The 21,259-nt window shown below is 52.8% G+C and carries 16 protein-coding genes; 9 read left to right on the top strand and 7 right to left on the bottom strand.

The window, feature by feature from the left end; all coding sequences use genetic code 11:
- Positions 1-72: 72 nt before the first annotated feature.
- Positions 73-1,296 (bottom strand): UbiH/UbiF/VisC/COQ6 family ubiquinone biosynthesis hydroxylase, encoded by a 1,224-nt coding sequence (locus tag TH30_RS03025; RefSeq protein WP_114096583.1) that lies wholly within the window; start codon positions 1,294-1,296, stop codon positions 73-75.
- Between the two features lie 582 nt (positions 1,297-1,878).
- Between TH30_RS03025 and TH30_RS03020 the strand changes: the two genes are divergently transcribed.
- From TH30_RS03020 to TH30_RS03000, 5 genes are all read left to right on the top strand, one after another.
- On the top strand, positions 1,879-2,217 hold the full coding sequence (locus TH30_RS03020; RefSeq protein ID WP_007088725.1) for a P-II family nitrogen regulator: 339 nt from the start codon (positions 1,879-1,881) through the stop codon (positions 2,215-2,217).
- A 23-nt stretch (positions 2,218-2,240) separates the two neighbouring features.
- On the top strand, positions 2,241-3,569 hold the full coding sequence (locus TH30_RS03015) for an ammonium transporter family protein (RefSeq protein ID WP_114096582.1): 1,329 nt from the start codon (positions 2,241-2,243) through the stop codon (positions 3,567-3,569).
- 332 nt (positions 3,570-3,901) lie between these two features.
- A complete protein-coding gene (locus tag TH30_RS03010; protein ID WP_114096581.1) occupies positions 3,902-5,140 on the top strand; it encodes an ammonium transporter in 1,239 nt (412 codons plus the stop codon).
- 189 nt (positions 5,141-5,329) lie between these two features.
- The gene (locus TH30_RS03005) at positions 5,330-6,532 is read left to right on the top strand and encodes an aminotransferase class I/II-fold pyridoxal phosphate-dependent enzyme (protein ID WP_258548585.1); all 1,203 of its coding nucleotides are present in this window, start codon (positions 5,330-5,332) and stop codon (positions 6,530-6,532) included.
- 60 nt (positions 6,533-6,592) lie between these two features.
- Entirely contained in the window at positions 6,593-9,046 is a 2,454-nt protein-coding gene (locus TH30_RS03000) for a DNA translocase FtsK (protein ID WP_114096580.1), read from the top strand.
- Positions 9,047-9,219: 173 nt separating this feature from the next.
- Here TH30_RS03000 and TH30_RS02995 read toward each other — a convergent pair whose 3' ends face one another.
- From TH30_RS02995 to lanM, 5 genes are all read right to left on the bottom strand, one after another.
- The gene (locus tag TH30_RS02995; RefSeq protein WP_114096579.1) at positions 9,220-9,501 is read right to left on the bottom strand and encodes a hypothetical protein; all 282 of its coding nucleotides are present in this window, start codon (positions 9,499-9,501) and stop codon (positions 9,220-9,222) included.
- Positions 9,502-9,816: 315 nt separating this feature from the next.
- Positions 9,817-10,146, bottom strand: a complete 330-nt coding sequence (locus TH30_RS02990; RefSeq protein ID WP_147251918.1) for a hypothetical protein — start codon at positions 10,144-10,146, stop codon at positions 9,817-9,819.
- 357 nt (positions 10,147-10,503) lie between these two features.
- Complete coding sequence (locus tag TH30_RS02985; protein ID WP_114096577.1) at positions 10,504-10,776, bottom strand: hypothetical protein; 273 nt, start codon at positions 10,774-10,776, stop codon at positions 10,504-10,506.
- Between the two features lie 421 nt (positions 10,777-11,197).
- On the bottom strand, positions 11,198-11,527 hold the full coding sequence (locus TH30_RS02980; RefSeq protein WP_114096576.1) for a hypothetical protein: 330 nt from the start codon (positions 11,525-11,527) through the stop codon (positions 11,198-11,200).
- Between the two features lie 114 nt (positions 11,528-11,641).
- Positions 11,642-14,827 (bottom strand): type 2 lanthipeptide synthetase LanM, encoded by a 3,186-nt coding sequence (gene lanM, locus TH30_RS02975; protein ID WP_181850141.1) that lies wholly within the window; start codon positions 14,825-14,827, stop codon positions 11,642-11,644.
- Between the two features lie 85 nt (positions 14,828-14,912).
- Between lanM and TH30_RS02970 the strand changes: the two genes are divergently transcribed.
- The 4 genes from TH30_RS02970 (at position 14,913) to TH30_RS02955 (ending at position 20,738) form a co-directional block, all read left to right on the top strand.
- A complete protein-coding gene (locus TH30_RS02970; RefSeq protein WP_181850140.1) occupies positions 14,913-15,854 on the top strand; it encodes a GNAT family N-acetyltransferase in 942 nt (313 codons plus the stop codon).
- A 258-nt stretch (positions 15,855-16,112) separates the two neighbouring features.
- A complete protein-coding gene (locus TH30_RS02965; protein ID WP_114096573.1) occupies positions 16,113-17,798 on the top strand; it encodes a methyl-accepting chemotaxis protein in 1,686 nt (561 codons plus the stop codon).
- Positions 17,799-18,411: 613 nt separating this feature from the next.
- Positions 18,412-19,353 carry a hypothetical protein gene (locus TH30_RS02960; protein ID WP_114096572.1) on the top strand — a complete coding sequence of 314 codons (942 nt, stop codon included), beginning with the start codon at positions 18,412-18,414 and terminating at the stop codon, positions 19,351-19,353.
- A 440-nt stretch (positions 19,354-19,793) separates the two neighbouring features.
- Positions 19,794-20,738, top strand: a complete 945-nt coding sequence (locus tag TH30_RS02955) for a GNAT family N-acetyltransferase (protein ID WP_114096571.1) — start codon at positions 19,794-19,796, stop codon at positions 20,736-20,738.
- Positions 20,739-20,805: 67 nt separating this feature from the next.
- Here the strand turns inward: TH30_RS02955 and trxA are convergent, their stop codons facing one another.
- A complete protein-coding gene (trxA, locus tag TH30_RS02950) occupies positions 20,806-21,126 on the bottom strand; it encodes a thioredoxin TrxA (RefSeq protein WP_101246499.1) in 321 nt (106 codons plus the stop codon).
- Between the last annotated feature and the right edge of the window lie 133 nt (positions 21,127-21,259).

Genomic DNA, 21,259 nt, shown 5'->3' with positions numbered 1-21,259 from the left:
AAATCAACATTCGCACATAAAAAACGACAGTATTTTGAACGATTATAACTGAATGGGGATCAGTAAATCAGTTTAAAGCGATTTACCCTGCATCAATTTTGGCAAGGTTCCGGCATAGCCCATCGCATGAGACATGAAGGTTTTCTTGAGCGGCGGGATTTTCTGAACCACAGCCAGACCAATATCGCGCGCCCAACGGATCGGGGCGATATCGTTTGAAAACAGCCGGTTGGTCAGATCGGTCACTGCCAGCATCACCGTGTTGTCAAACCGGCGCCATTGTTCATAGTCACCAAGCACATCGGCACTTCCAATATCACGGCCCAAACGACGGGCATTGACCAGAATTTCGGCAAGCACCGCCACATCGCGAATACCCATATTAAGGCCCTGCCCGGCAATCGGGTGCATGCCATGCGCCGCATCCCCGATCAGGGCGATCCGGTAATCGGTATAGTGATAGGCATGCTGAAGACCGAGCGGATAGCAAAAACGCGGGCCGACAACTTCAAGATCACCAAGATAACCGTCAAAGCGCCGATGCAATTCATCAACAAAGGTCTCTTCATCGAGATTGACCAGATAATTGCCAAGCTCCGTACTTTCCGTCCAGACAATGGAACAGCGATTATCGGTCATCGGCAGAATGGCAAAAGGACCGGCTGGCAGGAAATGCTCGACGGCCAGACCGTTGTGCGGCTGCTTGTGCTTTACGGTGCAAACCACGGCACTTTGCTTGTAACTCCATTCATAGGTCTTGATACCTGCCCATTTACGCAGCATCGAGTTACGCCCCTCTGCCCCGACAGCAAGCGGCGCACGAACCTGACGACCATCTGCCAGCGAAATGGTCATGCCGCCCTGATCACGCGCAATCCCGGTGACACGCGCCGGTGCGATCATTTCAATCAGGTCGCTTTTTGCAATCGCTCGATATAACGCACCGCGGGTGACAAGATTTTCTACGATATAGCCCAGCGGTTCGTCACCGACATCATGGTGATCATAATGCAGGAAAAGCGGGCTTTGGCCGTCGGCAATGCGGATATCAAGGATCGGCTCGGCCTCGTCAGCCATGTGTTCCCAGGCACCGACCACTTCGAGCACCGCCTTTGAAGCCGCTGCAATCGCGCAGGTCCTGCCGTCATAATTGGCACTGAGGATGGTTTTCGGGTCAGCATAGTCAATCACTACCGAATTCATCCCGCCATGGGCAAGTGCCAGCGCCATGGCAGCACCATTAAGGCCCCCGCCCAGAATGACGACATCGGTATGAAGTACCTGTTGATCATGCATCTTGAATATCCTGCTTCAGCCAGCCTCGCCCGTCCCGCTTTCATACGACCTTTGATCACATGCCAGCGTTGACCTGACGCAACATCTGTAACCGCCATCGGTTACAGCCATATTTACCCCGGCCACTACCGGCCCACAACCCACCCCGTCCTGTTGTGGTCGCAAATTGTCATCCGATAAGCATTACGGAGATCTGCGCCGCTACGGATCACAAGCAAATTTGACCTGGATAATCGCAGAAACCCGCCCGGTTTCATGCTGCTGATCCGATGGCACTCCTGATTGCCGGAATGGCGTGGGTCACTCATCACCTTGAGCCACAACAGCTTTTTGCTGTGCTATCTCTTTGATTAAAAAATATGCACATTTTTTAAACAGAAACAGATTCTGTGCATATTTTAATCCTGCATTTTCATTACATCACTGCCGGGAAATCCGGAAAACACTCTATTTTATCATTATAAAACAAATACTTAGAAGTTTTATTTTGAGTCTGGCACGATTCTTGGTTTGGAAGCTGTGACTGCGAAATCGTGATTACCACGTTGGTACTCAACGGATATGCCGGGAGGTCGCAATATTATGAAACTTGTTACTGCTGTCATTAAGCCGTTCAAACTCGATGAAGTCCGCGAAGCGCTCAGCGCGCTTGGCGTTCAGGGTCTGACGGTCACCGAAGTAAAAGGTTTTGGCCGTCAGAAAGGCCAGACCGAAATTTATCGTGGTGCTGAATACATGGTCAGCTTCCTGCCGAAAGTGAAGCTGGAAGTCGCCATCACGGATAATCTGGTCGATCAGGTTGTCGAAGCTATCACCAAAACTGCTCAAACCGGGAAAATCGGGGACGGTAAGATTTTCGTTCTTGATGTAAGCCAGGCGGTCCGTATCCGTACTGGTGAAACCGGCGACGACGCCCTGTAAGTCCAGAGACAAGGGGAGACATTATGACTATTTCCATGAAGAAAACCGGCCTTGCTGCTGTGGCAGCTACCGCCCTTCTGGCAATCGCTTCTCCGGCCTTTGCTCAGGACGCAGGCGTTTCGGCCGAAACCCAATATATTCTTAACAGCTTCAGCTTCCTGTTCAGCGGCGCGCTGGTCATGTGGATGGCTGCTGGCTTTGCGATGCTGGAATCCGGCCTCGTTCGTACCAAGAACGTATCCACCATTCTGTTCAAGAACATCGGTCTGTTCTCGGTTGCAGGTATCATGTACTACCTCATCGGCTACAACCTGATGTATATGGATGTTTCCGGCTGGATCGGTTCGCTGAGCCTCTGGAGTGCTGATGATGCCGCTGCTTTGGGCGGCGATTTCTCTGGCGGTTATTCCGCAACGTCTGACTGGTTCTTCCAGATGGTCTTCGTTGCAACCGCAGCTTCGATCGTTTCGGGCACTGTTGCCGAGCGTATCAAACTGTGGCCATTCATGATCTTCGTCGTTGTTCTGACTGGCGTTCTCTATCCGATCACCGGTGCATGGACCTGGGGTGGCGGCTGGCTCTCTGAAATGGGCTTTGCTGACTTCGCCGGTTCGACCATCGTTCACTCGGTTGGCGGCTGGGCTGCTCTGACCGGTGCGATCATCCTTGGTGCACGTAAAGGCAAATATGGCGCAGACGGTTCGGTTCACCCGATGCCGGGCTCCAACCTTCCGCTTGCAACCCTTGGTACCTTCGTCCTTTGGCTCGGCTGGTTCGGCTTCAACGGTGGTTCCCAGCTTGCTATGGGTTCTGGTGCTGATGTCATCGCGATTGCCAACATCTATGGCAACACCACGATGGCTGCTGCCGGTGGCGTTGTTGCCGCAGCGATCCTGACCCAGATCCTTTACAAAAAGGTCGACCTTACCATGGCACTTAACGGTGCACTGGCTGGTCTGGTCTCGATCACGGCTGGTCCGGACACCCCGACCATCGGTTCTGCCATCATCATCGGCGCAATCGGCGGCATTCTGGTTGTCATCGCAGTTCCGCTGCTCGACAAACTGAAAATCGACGACGTTGTTGGTGCGGTTTCGGTTCACCTTGTCTGCGGCATCTGGGGCACGCTTGCTGTTCCGTTCACCAATGACGGTGCATCATTTGGCGTACAGCTGACCGGTATCGTCGCAATGGGTGCCTTCACCATCATTGCCTCGGCCATTGTCTGGCTCATCCTGAAGTTCACCGTTGGTATCCGTCTCTCGGAAGAAGACGAAGCCATGGGTTCGGATGCTGCTGAACTCGGTCTGGAAGCTTACCCGGAATTCGGCAAGGGTTCCCAGCGCTTCTAAGCGATTTGATTTCCTGACGGGTATCGGGCTTGCCCGGTACCCAGCCTGTCAGACCAACTGGCCCGCCCTGGATTTTCCCACGGCGGGCTTTTTGTGTATTGCTGCCTTTTTGGGCAGCCTTTTGTTCATTGCGAAGGCAGAACCCCTTTTTCTGCCCAAACTCGCCTTCCATTCCCTGACGATCAAAATACCTCCCAAGACCTTGCTGCTGCTGGCTTGCATCCCCCTTGTGCATCCGTTGGCACGAAAATTGATCTTGGCAGCTCCGAACCAGAGTCCGGCGGCCCCGACAAGACCGGACCGAGAGGAAACGCTATAAAGGGGGATGCCTGATGGAGGCTTTCCAGACTGCCTCGGACGTATTTTTCGTCCTGATGGGCGCTATTATGGTGCTCGCAATGCATGCCGGTTTTGCTTTTCTTGAAGTCGGCACAGTGCGCAAGAAGAACCAGGTCAACGCCCTGGTTAAGATCATTGTCGATTTTGCGGTTTCGACGATTGCCTATTTCTTTGTCGGCTACAGTATCGCCTATGGTGTTGATTTTCTTACAAGTGCATCGGTTCTGAGCGGCCATACTGCAAGTGACGGCGTCCCGGCCTTTGCATCAAGCGGCTATGATCTGGTCAAATTCTTTTTCCTGCTGACCTTTGCAGCAGCAATTCCGGCGATCATTTCCGGAGGCATTGCCGAACGTGCACGCTTCTATCCGCAGCTTTTTGCCACTGCCATTCTGGTCGGCCTGTGCTATCCGCTGTTTGAAGGCATGGTCTGGAACAATAATTTTGGTTTCCAGGACATGATCGAAACAGCATTTGGCGCGCCCTTCCATGACTTCGCCGGATCAATTGTTGTCCATGCGGTTGGCGGCTGGATTGCACTGGGTGCGGTTATCAGCCTTGGTGTCCGGCGTGGCCGCTATACCAAATCCGGCGGCTTGATCGGGATTCCACCATCAAACATTCCGTTCCTGGCCCTTGGATCATGGGTTCTGTGTGTTGGCTGGTTCGGCTTTAATGTCATGTCGGCCCAGTCGGTTTCGGGCATCACCGGACTTGTTGCCGTCAACTCGCTGATGGCAATGGTTGGCGGCATCCTGACAGCCCTTATTGCAGGACGAAACGATCCGGGCTTTGTCCATAACGGCGCCCTTGCCGGTCTTGTTGCGGTCTGTGCCGGATCAGACGTCATGCATCCGATCGGTGCGCTTGTCACCGGCGGGTTGGCAGGTGTCCTGTTTGTCTGGGGCTTTAACCAGTGTCAGGCGAAATGGAAAATCGATGACGTTCTTGGTGTCTGGCCCCTGCATGGCATGTGCGGACTGATGGGCGGTATCGCTTGTGGTATCTTTGGTCTTGAAGCCCTTGGCGGCATGGGTGGCGTTTCTTTTGCAGCCCAACTTGCCGGATCGCTGAGCGGTGTTGTCTTTGCCACCATTGCAGGCTTTGTCGTTTACGGCGTGATCAAGAAAACCATCGGCATTCGTCTTTCCGAAGAAGACGAGTTTGACGGTGCTGATATCTCGATTCACAAGATCGGGGCCTATCCCGAGGATGACCTCCGCGCGAGCTAGGACCGCACAAAACATCATCCCCAAATTTCCCGAAGCCCGGAAAGCCCGTCTTTCCGGGCTTTTTGCACCTTCGTGCCCTGTCTCTTAAATCTTTCTTTGCACTTTTGGCATAGGGGTAAAGTCAGGGGAATTTACCCATATTCTGCATAACGGCTCCGTGGATCATGACGGGGCACAGATCAAGCTGGAATGACGACGACCATGTTTAACGAACGCCTCGATCAATTGCCTGCCTATCCGTTCCCGCGATTGGCAGCCCTGCTTGACGGTATTGAACCCGGTCAATCCCCGCTGGTGATGTCAATTGGCGAACCTCAGCACGAGCCGCCCGCCATGATCACCGAGGCGATGGTTAAATATGCCAGCCTTTGGCACAAATATCCGCCCGGTTCCGGCACGCCCGAACTGCGCGACGCCATCAAGAACTGGCTTGATCGCCGCTATAACCTGCCGACGGGCATGATTGATCGTGATGATCATGTTTTGCCCGTCGCCGGTACACGCGAAGCCCTGTACCTGATCGCCACCACTGTCATTCCACAGGATCAGCCGGGCCCGAAGCCCAAGGTCTTGCTGCCCAACCCGTTCTATCAGGTCTATTGTGGCGCAGCCGTTTTGAATGATGCCGAAATGGTACCGCTTGCCGCGGGCCCGGAGACCGGCTTCCTGCCCGATCTTGATCTAATTGACGACGCAACCCTTGATGCCTGCCGTCTGTTTTTCCTGTGTTCGCCCGCCAATCCACAAGGATCGATTGCCTCGCCGGCCTATCTTGAACGGATTATTGGTCTTGCACGCAAGCATGACTTCGTTCTGGCGATGGATGAATGCTACGCCGATATCTATGACAGCGAGGCACCGGTTGGGGCCCTTGAAATCTGTGCAAGTCAGGGTGGAAACATGGACAACATTCTTGTGTTCCACAGCCTGTCGAAACGATCAAGCGCGCCGGGCCTGCGGTCGGGGTTTGTTGCCGGTGATGCCAAAATCGTCAAACGCTTTACCGCACTTCGCAGCTATTGTTCGGCAACCATTCCGATGCCGATCATGGCGGCATCAACCGCGCTTTGGAATGACGATGTCCATGCCGAGGAAAACCGCGATCTTTACCGCGCCAAGATTGATGTTGCCGCCGAAGTCTTTGGCAACCGGTTTGGTTTCTATCGCCCGCCGGGGGGATTCTTCCTGTGGCTTGACGTGGGCGATGACGAAGCCGCAACCAAAAAGATCTGGAAAGAGGCCGGGGTAAAGGTCATTCCGGGCAGTTATCTTTCGATCACGGACAAGGATGGCAACAATCCGGGCAAGCAGTTCATCCGCATTGCCCTTGTTCATGATCTTGCAACTACACGCGATGGGCTTACGCGGATTGCCGCGGCGCTGGAAAGCTAAGCCTTTCGCGCCAAAGCAGTCATTAAACCCAAACAGGACCTAACCAGAACGGATACCCAGATGAGCAGTCAGTCGAACATTCTTGGAACCGCCTTCATGCCCGGCAGTCTTGTGACCTGGCTAAAGCGCAGCGGTTTGCGGATTTGCGGCCTTGGTCTGGTGTTTCTGGCCATTGCCCTGTTCATCATGCTGATTGGCTTCCATCCGGGCGATCCGTCCTTTAATCATGCAACCGACCGCGGCCCCATTTTCAACCCGCTGGGTGTTATTGGCGCTTATGGCGCGGATCTGATGTTGCGCACCCTTGGTCTGGCGTCGGCCCTTCTGAGTGTTCTGATGCTTGGTTGGGGCTTGCGTCTGATTGCGGTCAAACCGTTTAGCTGGATGTGGGTACGGTTTCTGGTATTGCCGTTGGCCTTGCTTTTGGTGGCGATTTCGGCGGCGGCTATTCATCCGGGCATGCACTGGCCGCTGACCGTGGGACTTGGCGGTTTTGCCGGTGATCTTCTTCTTGCGAAACTGCAGACCGGATTTGCCATGATCGGCGTACCGGGTGCACGCGCAATCATTGCCTTGGCGTCAATGCTTCTTGGCATGGCCCTGACCATCTTTTGCATGGCCTATTCGCTTTCGGATTGGGCTCGTCTGGGCGGTGCTCTGTCCTTTACCGCAGGCAAGGTGATTGCGGGTATCCGTGCCGTCATTCCGACCGGCAGCAACGATGAACCGGTTGCCAAACGTGCACCGGGATCACGGCAGGAACCGTCGCTTGATAAATCGAAATCCAAACTGGGTTCTGTTATCTCCACCCGTCGTTCCGAGCCGAACATGGAACCGGACGATGACGGAGACGACGCGTTTGACGATGATGATGGTATCGATCACGAACCACCTGTTCACATTGTCGCCGCCCCGGCAGCCAAGCTGCAGCCGAGCCCGAAGGCCGCAGCCCAACGTCAGGCATCCTTTGATCTGGGATCGGACGAATATCGTTTCCCGCCGCTTGATCTGCTTGGTGAACCCGATCCCACCGATGCCAATCAGATCGATCAGGAAGCCTTGGCACAGAATGCCCGTCTGCTTGAAACTGTGCTTCAGGATTTCGGCGTAAAGGGCGAGATCGTTCAGGTTCGCCCGGGCCCGGTTGTAACACTCTACGAGCTTGAACCGGCAGCCGGTGTTAAGTCTTCACGCGTCATTGGCCTTGCCGATGATATCGCCCGCTCCATGAGTGCGATTGCCGCCCGTGTTGCCGTAGTGCCCGGGCGCAACGTTATTGGCATTGAGCTCCCAAATGCACGGCGCGAAACCGTACATCTGCATGAAATCCTGGCCTCCAGCGATTTTGAAAAGAATACCGGCAAACTGAATATGAGCCTTGGCAAGGATATTGGCGGCACCCCGGTGATTGCCGATCTTGCCAAGATGCCGCACTTGCTGATTGCCGGTACGACCGGCTCGGGTAAGTCGGTCGGTGTGAACGCAATGATCCTGTCATTGCTCTATCGCCTGAAGCCCGAAGAATGCCGCTTCATCATGATTGATCCGAAGATGCTCGAACTGTCGATTTATGACGGCATCCCGCATCTTCTGACCCCGGTTGTGACCGATCCGCACAAGGCAGTTGTTGCCCTGAAATGGGCGGTGCGCGAAATGGAAGACCGGTATCGTGCCATGAGCCAGGTCGGCGTGCGTAACATTGCAGGCTATAACAAGCGCATCAAGGAAGCCTCCGCCAAGGGCGAGCAGCTTACCCGTCGTGTTCAGACCGGCTTTGACCCGGAAACCGGCAAACCGATCTTTGAAGATCAGGAATTGCCGATGGAGCCGTTACCATTCATCGTCATCATCGTGGACGAGATGGCCGACCTGATGCTGGTGGCAGGCAAGGATGTCGAAGCATCGATCCAGCGTCTGGCACAGATGGCCCGTGCGGCGGGTCTGCATCTTATTATGGCTACCCAGCGCCCGTCGGTTGACGTGATCACCGGTACGATCAAGGCCAACTTCCCGACACGTATTTCCTATTCCGTGACCTCGAAAATTGACTCGCGCACCATCCTTGGTGAAATGGGTGCCGAACAGCTTCTGGGTCAGGGGGATATGCTTTACATGGGTCAGGGTGGTCGTTTGCAACGTGTCCACGGCCCGTTCGTCTCGGACGAGGAAGTCGAAAGCATCGTCAAGCATCTGCGCGATCAGGGCGACCCGTCCTATCTTGAAACCGTCACCGAAGAACCCGAAGAAGACCCGATGGCCGCCTATATGGGTGGCGGCAATGCAGGTGCAGGCGGCGGATCGGATGATGATCTTTATAATCAGGCCGTCGGCATTGTCCTGCGCGAGAAAAAGGCATCTACAAGCTTCATCCAGCGCAAACTTTCAATCGGCTATAACCGTGCCGCGCGCATCATCGAACAGATGGAAGAAAACGGTGTGGTTTCCGCCGCCAACCATGTCGGCAAGCGTGAAGTGCTGATGGAAAATATGGATGGCAGTCCTTACGAATATTGATCGGGATAAATCCCGTTTTCCATGGACGCACCAACAATAAAAGGCAGGCTGAAATTCAGCCTGCCTTTTAATAATGTGTATCTTCCGATATTCAATATACGAAACCGGTTAAGTGACCAGAAAATTTGCACCCCCGAACAAGTCGCGGCCCTTATTTCCCGATCAGTTAATGGTTATCCGCAACGAAGTCCCATTCCCAAAGACCCTGCAGCCGCACTGATTTCAAGATCAGAACGAGGTACTTCGTGACACAGTCCCATACTATTTGATCCGGCAGCCGCAAGGATATCTGAATCACCATTCGACACGCCGCAAGCCCCGCCGCCATAGGTGAATGCCGCTGCTTCCATGCCGGAATCTTCGTTTATCCCCGCCTCCATGGACAGAGCAATTGCCCCACCGTGGGCCATCCATGCCGCCATCGAGCTCCGGCTCACATCTTCCATCCGTTCCATGTTCACTATCCCTGAATATTGTGAATAAAAATCGCCTCAGGATTGAATATTAACAAATACAAATTGTCAACGAGTACAGATCAAACCAGAGAATTTGTTTCATTTTCAACAAACTGGTTATCGCCTGAAGTTGTATCCCATCAATAGGAAGGAAGGCAGGCCATTGCGGACCTGCCTTCCTGATACCGGACATGTAACCGTGGGTATTGCGAACCCCGAATTCTTCATGCGTGGCACATCTCATAGCCACTACGCACGCCTTTATCAAAGGAGTGCGATTGCCGTTAAATGCAACTGTGTAGCTTGCCGAAGCTGTTACTGACCAATGCTGTAACAGGTTTGTGGTGAGCGCGTCAGCATGGCAGACTGCAATTCCTGACCCTGATCAATGCAAACCGGGAATTGCTGCGAATACTGGGCAGCCTGAATTTCATGCTCGATACAGAACGGAAAATGACCGGAATATTGTCCATTCGCCATTTCCTGATCGATGCTGTAGCAGGTCTGAGGCGAGCGCGTCAGCATAGCTGACTGCATTTCTTGGCCCTGATGATCATCGGCATTGGCAACCGGCGTCGCAATCGCACCTCCGGTTTGGGCCCAGATATCCATCGGACCTGTCGTCACGTTTTCCATACGGCTCATACTCGTGTTCCCTGTTTTTTTCGAAAGCAGACGTGCATTTTGATTGAATGGCAATTCCGGAAATTAGTCAAATGGTTGCGGCAACTTCTGGTGATAAAACTGACAATATCCCCAACTTTGTGACGCAACAGCACACGGGATGGTTTCCTGATCACGGGGATCGATGCAACAGTCAACACATCCTGAATGGAAAAAGGCGGGCTCAAAGTGACCCGCCTTCTCTATCATTTCAAAACTGTCCGGCGCTGACTACCAGCCCTATGTGCCGGGCCCAAGACCACCGACAGGGATTGCAACAGCTTGAAGCTCGACTCAACACCTGCAAGAAGGCCAACTACCAACCGTAAATGTCGTAGCCTAACGTTCGATGGAACAAGCTATGCGAATACCCATAGTCAGCGCAGCCGAACTCAGTTCTGCACCCAGACCCAAACAAACTGTGCCAATTGTAATGGCGGCAGCATTCATTTCCAGAGCCGGTTCGTGCGAGAAAATTGCATCAGCGGTATAGGCCACAGCATACAATCCCTCGTCGGTGGCAATCGCTGTTTCCGTCATGCCGACAATAGCACCACCCGATTGTGCCCAGGCATCAAGGGACGTTGTTGCAGCAATATTCATCTGCGTCATTTTATGTTCTCCCAAAGGAACTCGTTAAACACAACGAGGGAAATTAGAGATTTGCAACCGAACAAAGTCAACCGGGGATTTAACTCTCACACTCCGGACAAACACCAAAACCAATACGAAAAATTTATAAATCAGCAACTTGCAGAGGGAACCTAAATAGAAGGGCAGATCAATCTGCCTGCCTTTTCTGAAATCTTTCCGCCGAAAGCACCGCCCGTAACCAGGGGGCTTCATGCGGAAAAATCCCAGTTTCAGGCTTGATGTCACGATATGGTTTTGAAACTTGGAACAAAAAACGGGCTCAAACGAAGAGCCCGTTTTAAACGCAATTTCAGACCACGGGTCCGCTCTCAGGTATCCTGCAGGAATGGCACCAAAAGTAACGAAGTCACCTGTGCCAGTTTCTGCCAGCTGCTGTTAGTTACCAGCCGCCACGGCACTGAATCGAATGGGTATATGCTGCCGACTGCAGCTCGGGCTCCCAACCGCCACCGCCGCGACACACAGCAATCGAAGGTCCTGCTGCGTTCAGTTCAGGTTCCCAGCCACCACATGTAAAACCAACGGTAACCATAGCTGCATTTAATTCTGTCTCGGTTGCCGGTGCACAAACCCGGGCGAAGCTTGGCTGCGCACTTGCAAGGGTTGCGTCTGTTGAGCCGGAAATATCTGTCATCGCACCGTTGAAAGCACCACCTGACTGTGCCCAGACATCAAGTGACGTGCCCGTCGAAACTTGGTTCATGGTCATTGACCGTTCTCCCGTAGAAATTCAATAAAGTCAGCCCATTGAATTAGCTACCCGCCGCAGCCCAATGTCAATTAAAGATTTAATTGCATCTATACACATCACCCAAAGGGAACATCATGCAAGCAGAAGAACCGGCCTGACCTTTGGCGGTGAACCAATTTCCAGCAAAGCCTGTCCGATCCCCGAAAGACCCTGCATCAGACCGTGCTGAAGCATGACATCGCTGGCTGCCAATCCGATCTGCCCGCTATCAAGCCTTGAAATCCATGCCAACAGACGTTGATTAAACACCGTCTCAAGATTATCGGGGCCCAATCCCATATCCATTGCATAGGCCAGCATGGAAAAACGTCCGGCATGGCCACAACACAGATTATCGCGCCCACCGTCGGGTACCGACAATGTCGCAGCAATCGCCATATCAATTTCAGCCCGGATCATCGGATCATCAAGGATATGCAAGGTCGCCATTCTGGCAAAACCGATGCCAACTGCACCATGGCACCATTGCACCGGATCAACCCGATTTGCATCATCCCGAAGATCCGGCCAGCCTTTCAGGTCAGGATCAAACAACCCTCTTTCATAGGCCAAGCCACTGTTGGCAAGATCAAGGAAAGCTTTGTCGCCTGTCGCCTGATAAAGTTTCAAAAGAGCATAAACGACGCCCGCAGCCCCATGCGACATCCCCGCAAGTGTGGTTGATGAAACGCTTTTCCACATCGTCGGATTTTCGGGGAAATGCCGGCCACACCGGACAGCACGTTCAAGCACCCCGGAATTCCCCGTCGCATCATAAAGTGCCAACAAAACAAGGATAGCCCCGGCCGAGCCACTAATCACATCCAACGCCTTGTCTGATGCAATTGCCTGATCATCAAGCCGTGCACATAGTCGAACCGCGTCTTCAAGCAGGTCCGGCATTTCAAGAAGATCCGCACATCGCGTCAGAACATAAACAAGTCCGGCAACACCTTCGAATCCGCCGATTGCCGTGACCGGCCTTGGCATTGTACTGGCATTTCCCAAGGCCATTTGACGCGGGGCTTCCAGTGTCGCCACGGCCAGATCGCGCCATTTCCCCACAGGATCAACACCGTAACATTCAGCAAAAAACAGTGCCTGTCCCGCTGTCCCGCCATAGAGCCCCTCATCCATGACCCGTGCTTCAAGGCCCTTGCCATCACCGGTAATATCAGCCGTTATCCAGCTGGCACTTCCATCCATCATGATGGCCTGAGATGCCACAATATCGGCAATTTGAAATGCCTTGGTTCGGGCCACATCCTTGATGTTCTCGACCGTCTTGTCATTTTGCCAGGGACGGCGCGATGGCAGGAAAGCTTGTGAGGTTGCCAGGAAAGATTGCCGAATAATTGCCCGTTCCTGCGCAGCATTGCCGGTCACCAGATCAATACGCGTTTCGATGGTTGGCAAAACCGACCGTTGCGTCAGTTGATCGGTCAGAAATCGGCCATCAGCCCAGATACCATCCTGATCGGTTTTTCCGGTAAATAGCGGAACGTCCAGACGGGCCAGAGCTGTTCGTTCAGCCCCAAGCAATGCCCATCCCGGATAATTTTCCAGATCCCAGCGCGCCTTGCGACACAGCCGTTCGAAATTCAGGCTCCAGACAAACCCGTCCTGCTGGTTTTGTGGCTGGCGCGATGCCCGTTCAAGCTCCTGATAATAGGCTGTCGGGCGCAAGACATGACGGATTGTTGCCCCGGCAAAAGCGGCAAGCGGACCATCACTGGCAACCAGTTCGTCCTTGTGAGCACTCAAAAAGGCAACCGCATCATCAAAACCCGACAAAACATCGTCAAGGAAGTCGGCTATATCGGGGGCTTTGCCACCAATGGTCAGTGCGATCCCCGAAAGCAATTCTTCACGTTCGACCTGATCAAGGACCATCTGATCCTGATTGATGTGACGCAGGGTGGGAACTTTGACCATGCATGTTTGCGCCACCGCCAGTCCGCCATCGTCAATCCAGTGGCCCGCAATATTTTTACGTTTGGGTAACAGGCCGACCGCATTCACGCCACCATCAAGGCGATGTTGTGCCAGTTCCTTGGCGTGCAAGGCGTGATCGGCCCCGTAAAACAACCGCAGTTCCGGCTGAAACAGGGTTTCAAGGTCAATAACAACCGGGCGCCCATCCGCAATCAGGAAATTTTCATGATGCATGTCACTGCCCTTAAGACAGTACATCAATGCCAGTAATTGCCCGGCCGCCCGATAGAAACCCGATCCCTGATCCTGTGAAAGATCGGCATTGGCTTTGACAAAGCCCATCCAGCCATACCCGTCGCGCGCCCAGGTCTTCGGGGCGCAAAGACGAATATCGGAACCGGCCTTTTCAAACCAGTCTGACAGCTCCTTCCATGCGCATTCTGCGTCAACCGGGCGGGGCTTATAGACAATTTTGGCATCATTTTCGAAGGTCAGGATAAGAACCGTACGACCATGATTATGCGGATCAGAAATACCCGCCGTAATTTTGGCAACCTTCCGGGCATCCGCCAGCTCAGGGAATTGTCCGGCCAATGCAGGAAGATCGTTTTCAAGCCGTTCAAGGAATTCGCGCGTTGCCCCGATCCAGTGATCCGTCACGGTTGCCAGAATCCGGATCAGAACCGGACGCGCCGCAATCAGGTTACGCAACGGACCACTGCATAACGCCGTTTTGAATGCACCATATACGCCGGTTCCCGCCGCCTGATCGGGTGCGATACCGACTGCCTGACGATAGCTTGTGAAACTTTCGAAAAAGGCACCTTCGGCAAATTTCGACAGACGACTGACAAGCCCGAGGGTCAGGTCATCCTGTGCCTGTAATGTCAGGGGACTTGGTGCCCGGTCACCAAGCATTCTTTGCGCTTGCACCACCGCAGGCCAGATCAGATCAGCAAATGGTACTGTTTCAGCGATATCGCTTGGGCATTCTGTATCCGTGCCCTGCCCGCCTGCCATCATTGCATCGAGAAACCAAATTGCCGTCGGAACCCAATCTGGTAACGCTTCGCCGTCCCTTAGACGAACATTGCCCAGAAACGGTGTAACATCACGTTCACTCAGCCCATCGCGCGCAAGCCTGCGTGTAAACAGATCATGGTCACCATTGCTGGCAAATTCACACCATCTTTTCAGATATTCAGCCTGAGTTTGATCTGTCGTGACTGACGAACCGTCCGTCATCGAATTGTCTGCAGGAACCGGAACGTATTTTCCCGACAACCTTTCATCAATCGTTGCCGCCCGTGCAACGATTGTGGTCCAAAACGGATCGGTTTCCATCAGTTCCCCTTGACCTTTACGCGATTTAACGCCCTGATAGTTCAAGCTTAAGTCCAAATGACCCGCAAGAAAAGTTTTGTGAAACATGTACTTGGTTCCGATCACAAAAGAAAACATTGAACGCTATATCGCGTTCCGCCTTGCAATCTCGGATGAGGAACAAAGGAACTATTTCGCCAGTATCGATTTGGCAGCTGTCATTTTAGCCAATGGCAATGAATACGCCTTGCAGGACGAAAGCGGACGGATCCATGCATCGGTCATCATCTCGCGAAAACCGGGCCCCGGAGATAGTCTTCTGGTACTGTTTTCGATCGAGATTGCCGAAAAGGATTCTCGGAAACTGACCGAATGTCTCCATCAGGTTTTGGAAAAAGAAAACGGCCGCCTTGCCAGTCACGACACCCGCTATCGCATCTATAACCCGCCCGAAACCGTGTATGTTAAAGCCGATATGGAAAACTGGGGATTTGCTGAAGTTCCCGGAAGTTTCCGATATGAACGTGCCCCGGGCGCCCCGCGCGCTGGCGAGTTTCCCCATACAGATCGGGCAGTCGAAAAAGGCTATGAGACGATCCTGCTTGATGATGCCTATATCAAAAAGCATCCCGATATTTTCGAAACCCTTGCGGCCATTTTCAACCGGGCTTTCGAGAACCGGGCTTCGGTCAACCAAACCACCGCAGAGCGATTCGAAACCAACTACAACAAGGAAAATAACGGCATGATCATCGCCAAGCTTGGCGATGAAGTCACTGGCTGTATTACCTTGACCCATATGGGAAATTCGGTGCTTTCACCGCAATATTGCTGTCTGCGCCGTCATTGGGGTACGGGATCGGTTGACCTGATGTGTCGCCATCTTGCCGAGTATGTTGCGAAACGGTGGAATGTTCCGATCATTGGCTATGCCGAAGTAAACAATGCCGCGTCATGGAAGGCACTTGAACGCTTTGGCCTGACACGGGTTGAACAATATATGGTGTGGGAACGGGTCGTTGCAGCCGGTGAACGTTTCAAGATTTGATCGTCTGAACGACCCGGGAAATAGCAATTTTTCCCTTCTCCATCCCGGAAACAAGACCTTTCATATCGCCAGAATCAAGGATTTTCGCAGGCTTGAAAGGTGATCTTCTTTTTCCTCACTTTAATAATTTTTATTTTAAGTATTTGGCATAGATCAGTGCAACCATTCCCCGAATCCGCGAAATAACCTGCAACTTTTCAATTTTGTTCCGTGCATTTCACCAGAAATGCGACACATCGCCATTGGAATAGGTGCCAAATGAAGTTGTCTGATTATTCGTTCGCGTGGAAGTTGCGCGGTGTAATTATACTGGTTGCCATCGCACTGGTCGTAATGGCGGTCATTAATCTGATGTCCTTGCATGGTACCATGCTCGGCGACCGACAGGTCACACTGCGCTACACAGTGGATCAGTCGGCCAGTATTCTTGAAGATTTCGCCAAGCGCGCAAAATCTGGCGAGCTTTCAGACGACGAAGCCCGCACACGCGCCCTTGAGATCATCTCTGCCCAGCGATTTGACGGCGACAATTACGTATTTGTCACCGATCTTGATGGCACGATGGTCATGCATCCGATCAATCCGAAACTTGCCGGGAAAAGTGCGGGGACAGTCAAGGACCCGACGGGCGCAACACCGGTTGCCGACCTTGCCAAAGCCGCCAAAAACCCGGATGGTGGCTTTGTTTCCTATGTCTGGCCGCATCCAAGCACCAAAAACAACGAACCCAAGCTGGCCTTTGCCAAAAAAGTTGATGGTTGGGACCTTGTTGTCGCAGCGGGCATCTACACCGATGATGTCGAAGCCGCATTCTGGTCACGGGCCCAGACCGATATCCTTACGCTGGTCGCGATGATGATCGTCATTGGTGGCCTTGGTTTTGCGGTTGAACGCAGTACGACCGAGCCAATGCGCAACATCACTGCAGCCCTGTCACGTCTGGCCGATGGTGACTTGTCAGTTGAAAACAACGCCATCGAACGCAAGGACGAGATTGGGGATCTTGCCCGCGCACTTGAAGTATTCCGCGCCAACCGTGAAGAAGCCGACCGCCTGCAGAAGCAACAGGATGCAGCAAACGCAGCCCAACTCGCTCGGGCCAAAAATGTCGATAGCCGGATTGCGCTGTTTGAACACGAAGTTGAAAGCAACCTGACCACAGTGAATGCCGCGCTTGATCAGCTGCGCAGCACAGCCACCAGCATGGCCGCACAGTCCGATCAGACCACGGCTCAGGCAGCCAATGTTGCCGCCGCAACCGAAGAAGCCGCAACCAATGTTGATACCGTGGCGTCGGCTGCCCAACAGCTTGCCGCCGCGATTGATGAAATCACCATCCAGGTTGCGCGCAGTTCCGATATTGCCCAGTCCGGTGCGAACGAGGCCGATGACGCCAGCGCCATTTTTGCCGAACTGGCCAGTGCATCGGACAAAATCGGTGAAGTCGTCGAACTGATTCAATCAATTGCTGAACAGACCAACCTGCTGGCCCTGAACGCCACCATAGAAGCAGCACGCGCGGGTGAAGCCGGCAAAGGCTTTGCAGTGGTCGCCGCCGAGGTCAAAAACCTTGCGAACCAGACAACCCGTGCAACCGAAGACATTGCCGGTCATATCAATGGCATTCAGGACAGCACCCAGGGTGCCTTGGGCGCAATCGAACATCTGTCATCGCGGATGAAAGAACTCAATGAAGTTGCGGGCGGGATTGCTGCTGCCGTAAGCCAGCAGGATGCTGCGACCGGCGAAATTGCCCGCAACGTTTCCGAGGCCGCATCTGGTACCAAGGAAGTTGCCATCAACGTGGACGGCCTGCGTCAATCAGCAGAGGATGAGCGTCATGCATCGACCGATGTTCTTACCGCATCCAACAGCCTGAGCGACAAATCACAAACGCTTCTGGTTCAAATCAAGCAGTTCCTTGAAGACATCAGGGCAGCCTGATCACCTGTGAAGGCATTAAACCGGCTTAATATGAAAAGCGGTCTGAAAATCCAGACCGCTTTTCTGCTGTAATCAGAAGTCAATACCGTCCGAACTGTCCCTGAGCTCGCACGGATTAAGGGTGAAAGCAACTCGGTACACGGGTTGGAAGCGCTGCAGAAATTTCATAATCCTGCATATCGTCTTGATCCCCACGAGAAGAAGTATCCTCAAGTGACTTGGCACCACCTGATGCCTGCCATCCCGCCAATTTCTCAGGCTCCAAAGACGTTACGTTTTTCATCTGTTCAATCCCTAATAAACGCGGTGAGAGTGCCGCAATTGATGGATAACTGGTCAATTTTGATAATTAATGATTGATAAGTAAAGAGCACAGAGAAATCATAAATACTCACATCACCGTAACGAACTGACGTCCGCCTTATACTGTGATTCGTGATGGGCACCGATCTGTTGTGCAACAACGGAAAGCATCATTTACCCCGACAAACATTATGACAAACGACCTTCCGAAACGGTATTTCCTGATCGTGCTGTCCTTGACCTTTTGGCAGATTACCGCCCAGATATCCTGCAAGTTTGTTGTAAACAGGAACTGGAAAAACCAAGCATCATGCAGTTTGTTGCTGTCACGAAAGACAATATAACGCCTTATGTCACGTTACGTCGCGAAATCGCCGGCGAAGAAGAGCAGCAGCAGTTCCAAACAACTGATTTGGCTGCGGCCATTCTTGATAAAGGCGAGGAATATGCTCTTCTTGATGACGATGGCGTGATGCAGGCTGCTGTTTCAATCCGGAACGGAAACGCCCTCGTTAACGACCGTTGCATCATGATTTCGGTCGAAGCCAGAGACAAGACACCAAAGACAGAGTTCAGAATGCTGTGCAAAGTTCTTGCCGCGACTGCACAAGATATTGTCGAATCTGACACGCTCTATCGCGTTTACGACCCGATAGGATCAGCCTTTCCAAAAACGGATATGATGGAAATAGGGTTTTGCGAAAACGTGGCGAGCTTTCGCTATGAAAGAAAACCGGGACCACCTCAGCCCGGCGAGTTTCCTCATGCCGACCGCGCGACAAGGCGTGGATACCGATCAGTCCTGATAGACGACGATTATGTCGCATCTGATCCCGATATCTTTGAAAAGCTTGCCGATATTTATAATCGTGCCTTTTCCGGTTGCGATCTCGTGCGCCCAACAACACCGGAACGGATGCGCAAAAGTTATGACACCGAGGCCAACAAGACAATCATCGCCAAACTTGGGGATGAAGTAACAGGAAGCATTATGCTCACCAATCTGGGGAGTTATGTTCTATCCCCCCAATATTACAGCCTGCGTCGTCACTGGGGGACAGGATCGGTTGATCTGATGTGCCGACACACCGCCGAGTTTGTTGCGGAACACTGGAACCTACCCATCGTTGGATATGCCGAAGCCACAAATGCAGCATCCTGGAAAGCACTTGAACGGTTCGGACTGTCCAGGGTCGCCGAATATTGCGTCTGGGAGCGCAAGGTCCTAGCAGGAGAACGACTGACTGTCTGAACCGTTGTTACCGTCGAGGTCAAAAACCTTGCCAGCCATAGCAACGGCCTTCAGGACAGTACCCAAAGAGCCTTGGGCACAATCGAACATCTGTCATCGCGGATAAAAAACGTAACAAGGTTGCGGGTGGGAATGCTGCAACTGGCGAGATCGCCCGCAATGTAGTCGGCCTGCTTCAATCAGCAGAGGATGCGCGTCATGCAACAACCGATATTCTCACCATATCCAACAGCCTGAGCGACAAATCACAGGCATTGCTGACCCAGATCAGGCTATTTTTTGAAGACATCCGGGCTACCTGATCGCATTGGCTCAGAGCAGGCCAAATTTGAAGGAGGGCTGATCAAGTCCGCCTTTTCCATGACTTTCACTTGACCTCGAAACCCGTTAACGTCTTGATAGATAATCACTGATTCCATTTTCATCAAAAGAGTACATCCGTGACCCGTACGCTTCTTCCAGTCTCTCCGGACAATGTAAAACGCTTTGCCGATCTGCGCCGGACGGTCAGCACGGAAGAAGTCCGGAATTACATGGCCACTATTGATTATGAGGCCGTCGTCCTGCGTGAAGGCACAGATTACTTCTTTGAAGATGATGCGGGACAAATGACGGCGGCCGTCTCGATTGTCCGCAACAATGACAAGACCGACACCCCGAATATTCTGATTTCGGTTGATGTGCTGCAAAAGGATCCCCGCACCCTGACTGATGCGGCTTGCGACGCCTTGCGATCTGTCGAGGACACCTACGAACAATCGACAATCATCAAACTGATCCCGCCTGAAGATGTAGCGTTTGTCGAACAGGACCTTCAGGCACTTGGTTTTGAAAAAAAAGCCAGCAACTACCGATATATTCGACCGGCAGGACCGGTAGAACCCGATCAGTTTCCCCATGCGCAACGCGCCCTGGACAAGGGATACACATCCATCATTCTTGATGATGATTTTATCAAGAAAACGCCCGATATCTTTGAACAACTCACCGACATCCATAACCGTGCTTTCGCCAGTTGGGAAACAACGGTACCGACCGCACCGGAACGCATCCGTGCCCTTTATGAAGGTGGTGCGAATGTGTTTTTCATCGGCATGCTTGGTGATGAGATCGTTGCCAATGTCGTCAGCTTGAATCTCGGCTCGCATGTTCTTTCGCCGCGTCTTGCGACCTTGCGCAAGCATTGGGGCAGCGGCGTTACCGACCTTGTATCACGTCATCTGATTAACGATGCTGCCAAACGCTGGAATCTTCCGGTTTTGGCCTATGTTGATGCACGTAATGCCGCATCATGGAAGGCGCTTGAACGATTTGGATTCGAGCGCGTCCATGAAACGATCCAATGGGAACGACACATTCCAGCAGGCAACCCGTTTCGAATTTGACTGGAACGTGACCATAAAAAAAGGCGGGCCATATCAGCCCGCCTTTTTGAATTCTGTGATCTGAGGATCAGATCGACTGGTTGATCCAGTCAACAAGTGCGCTTTTCGGCAACGCGCCGACTTTCATCGCCGCAACTTCGCCGCCCTTGAAGATCATCAGGGTCGGGATGCCACGAACACCGTATTTCGCCGGGGTGTTCGGGTTTTCGTCGATATTCACCTTGGCGATCTTGAGCTTGCCGCCCAGTTCACCGGCGATTTCATCGAGATACGGCGCAATCTGTTTACACGGACCGCACCATTCAGCCCAGAAATCGACCAATACCGGGTCGTTGGAACCCAGAACGTCGGAATCGAACGAACCGTCGGAAACTTTAATCGTGGTCATACTTTCAGATCCTAGTTGTTACGAGGCAAGGGGTATTCCCCGTTAACCTCGATCCGCTGTATGAGGCCAAGGTAGGCAGCACGAATGCAAACGTCAAGCGCATTGGGTGATCAGCGGTCATGTCACCCGCGCT

The organism is Thalassospira profundimaris (assembly GCF_003326795.1).
Classification (GTDB): Bacteria; Pseudomonadota; Alphaproteobacteria; order Rhodospirillales; family Thalassospiraceae; genus Thalassospira; species Thalassospira profundimaris_C.
Note: the sequence above shows the minus strand (reverse complement) of the source record. Positions and strands in the feature narration are given on the sequence as shown.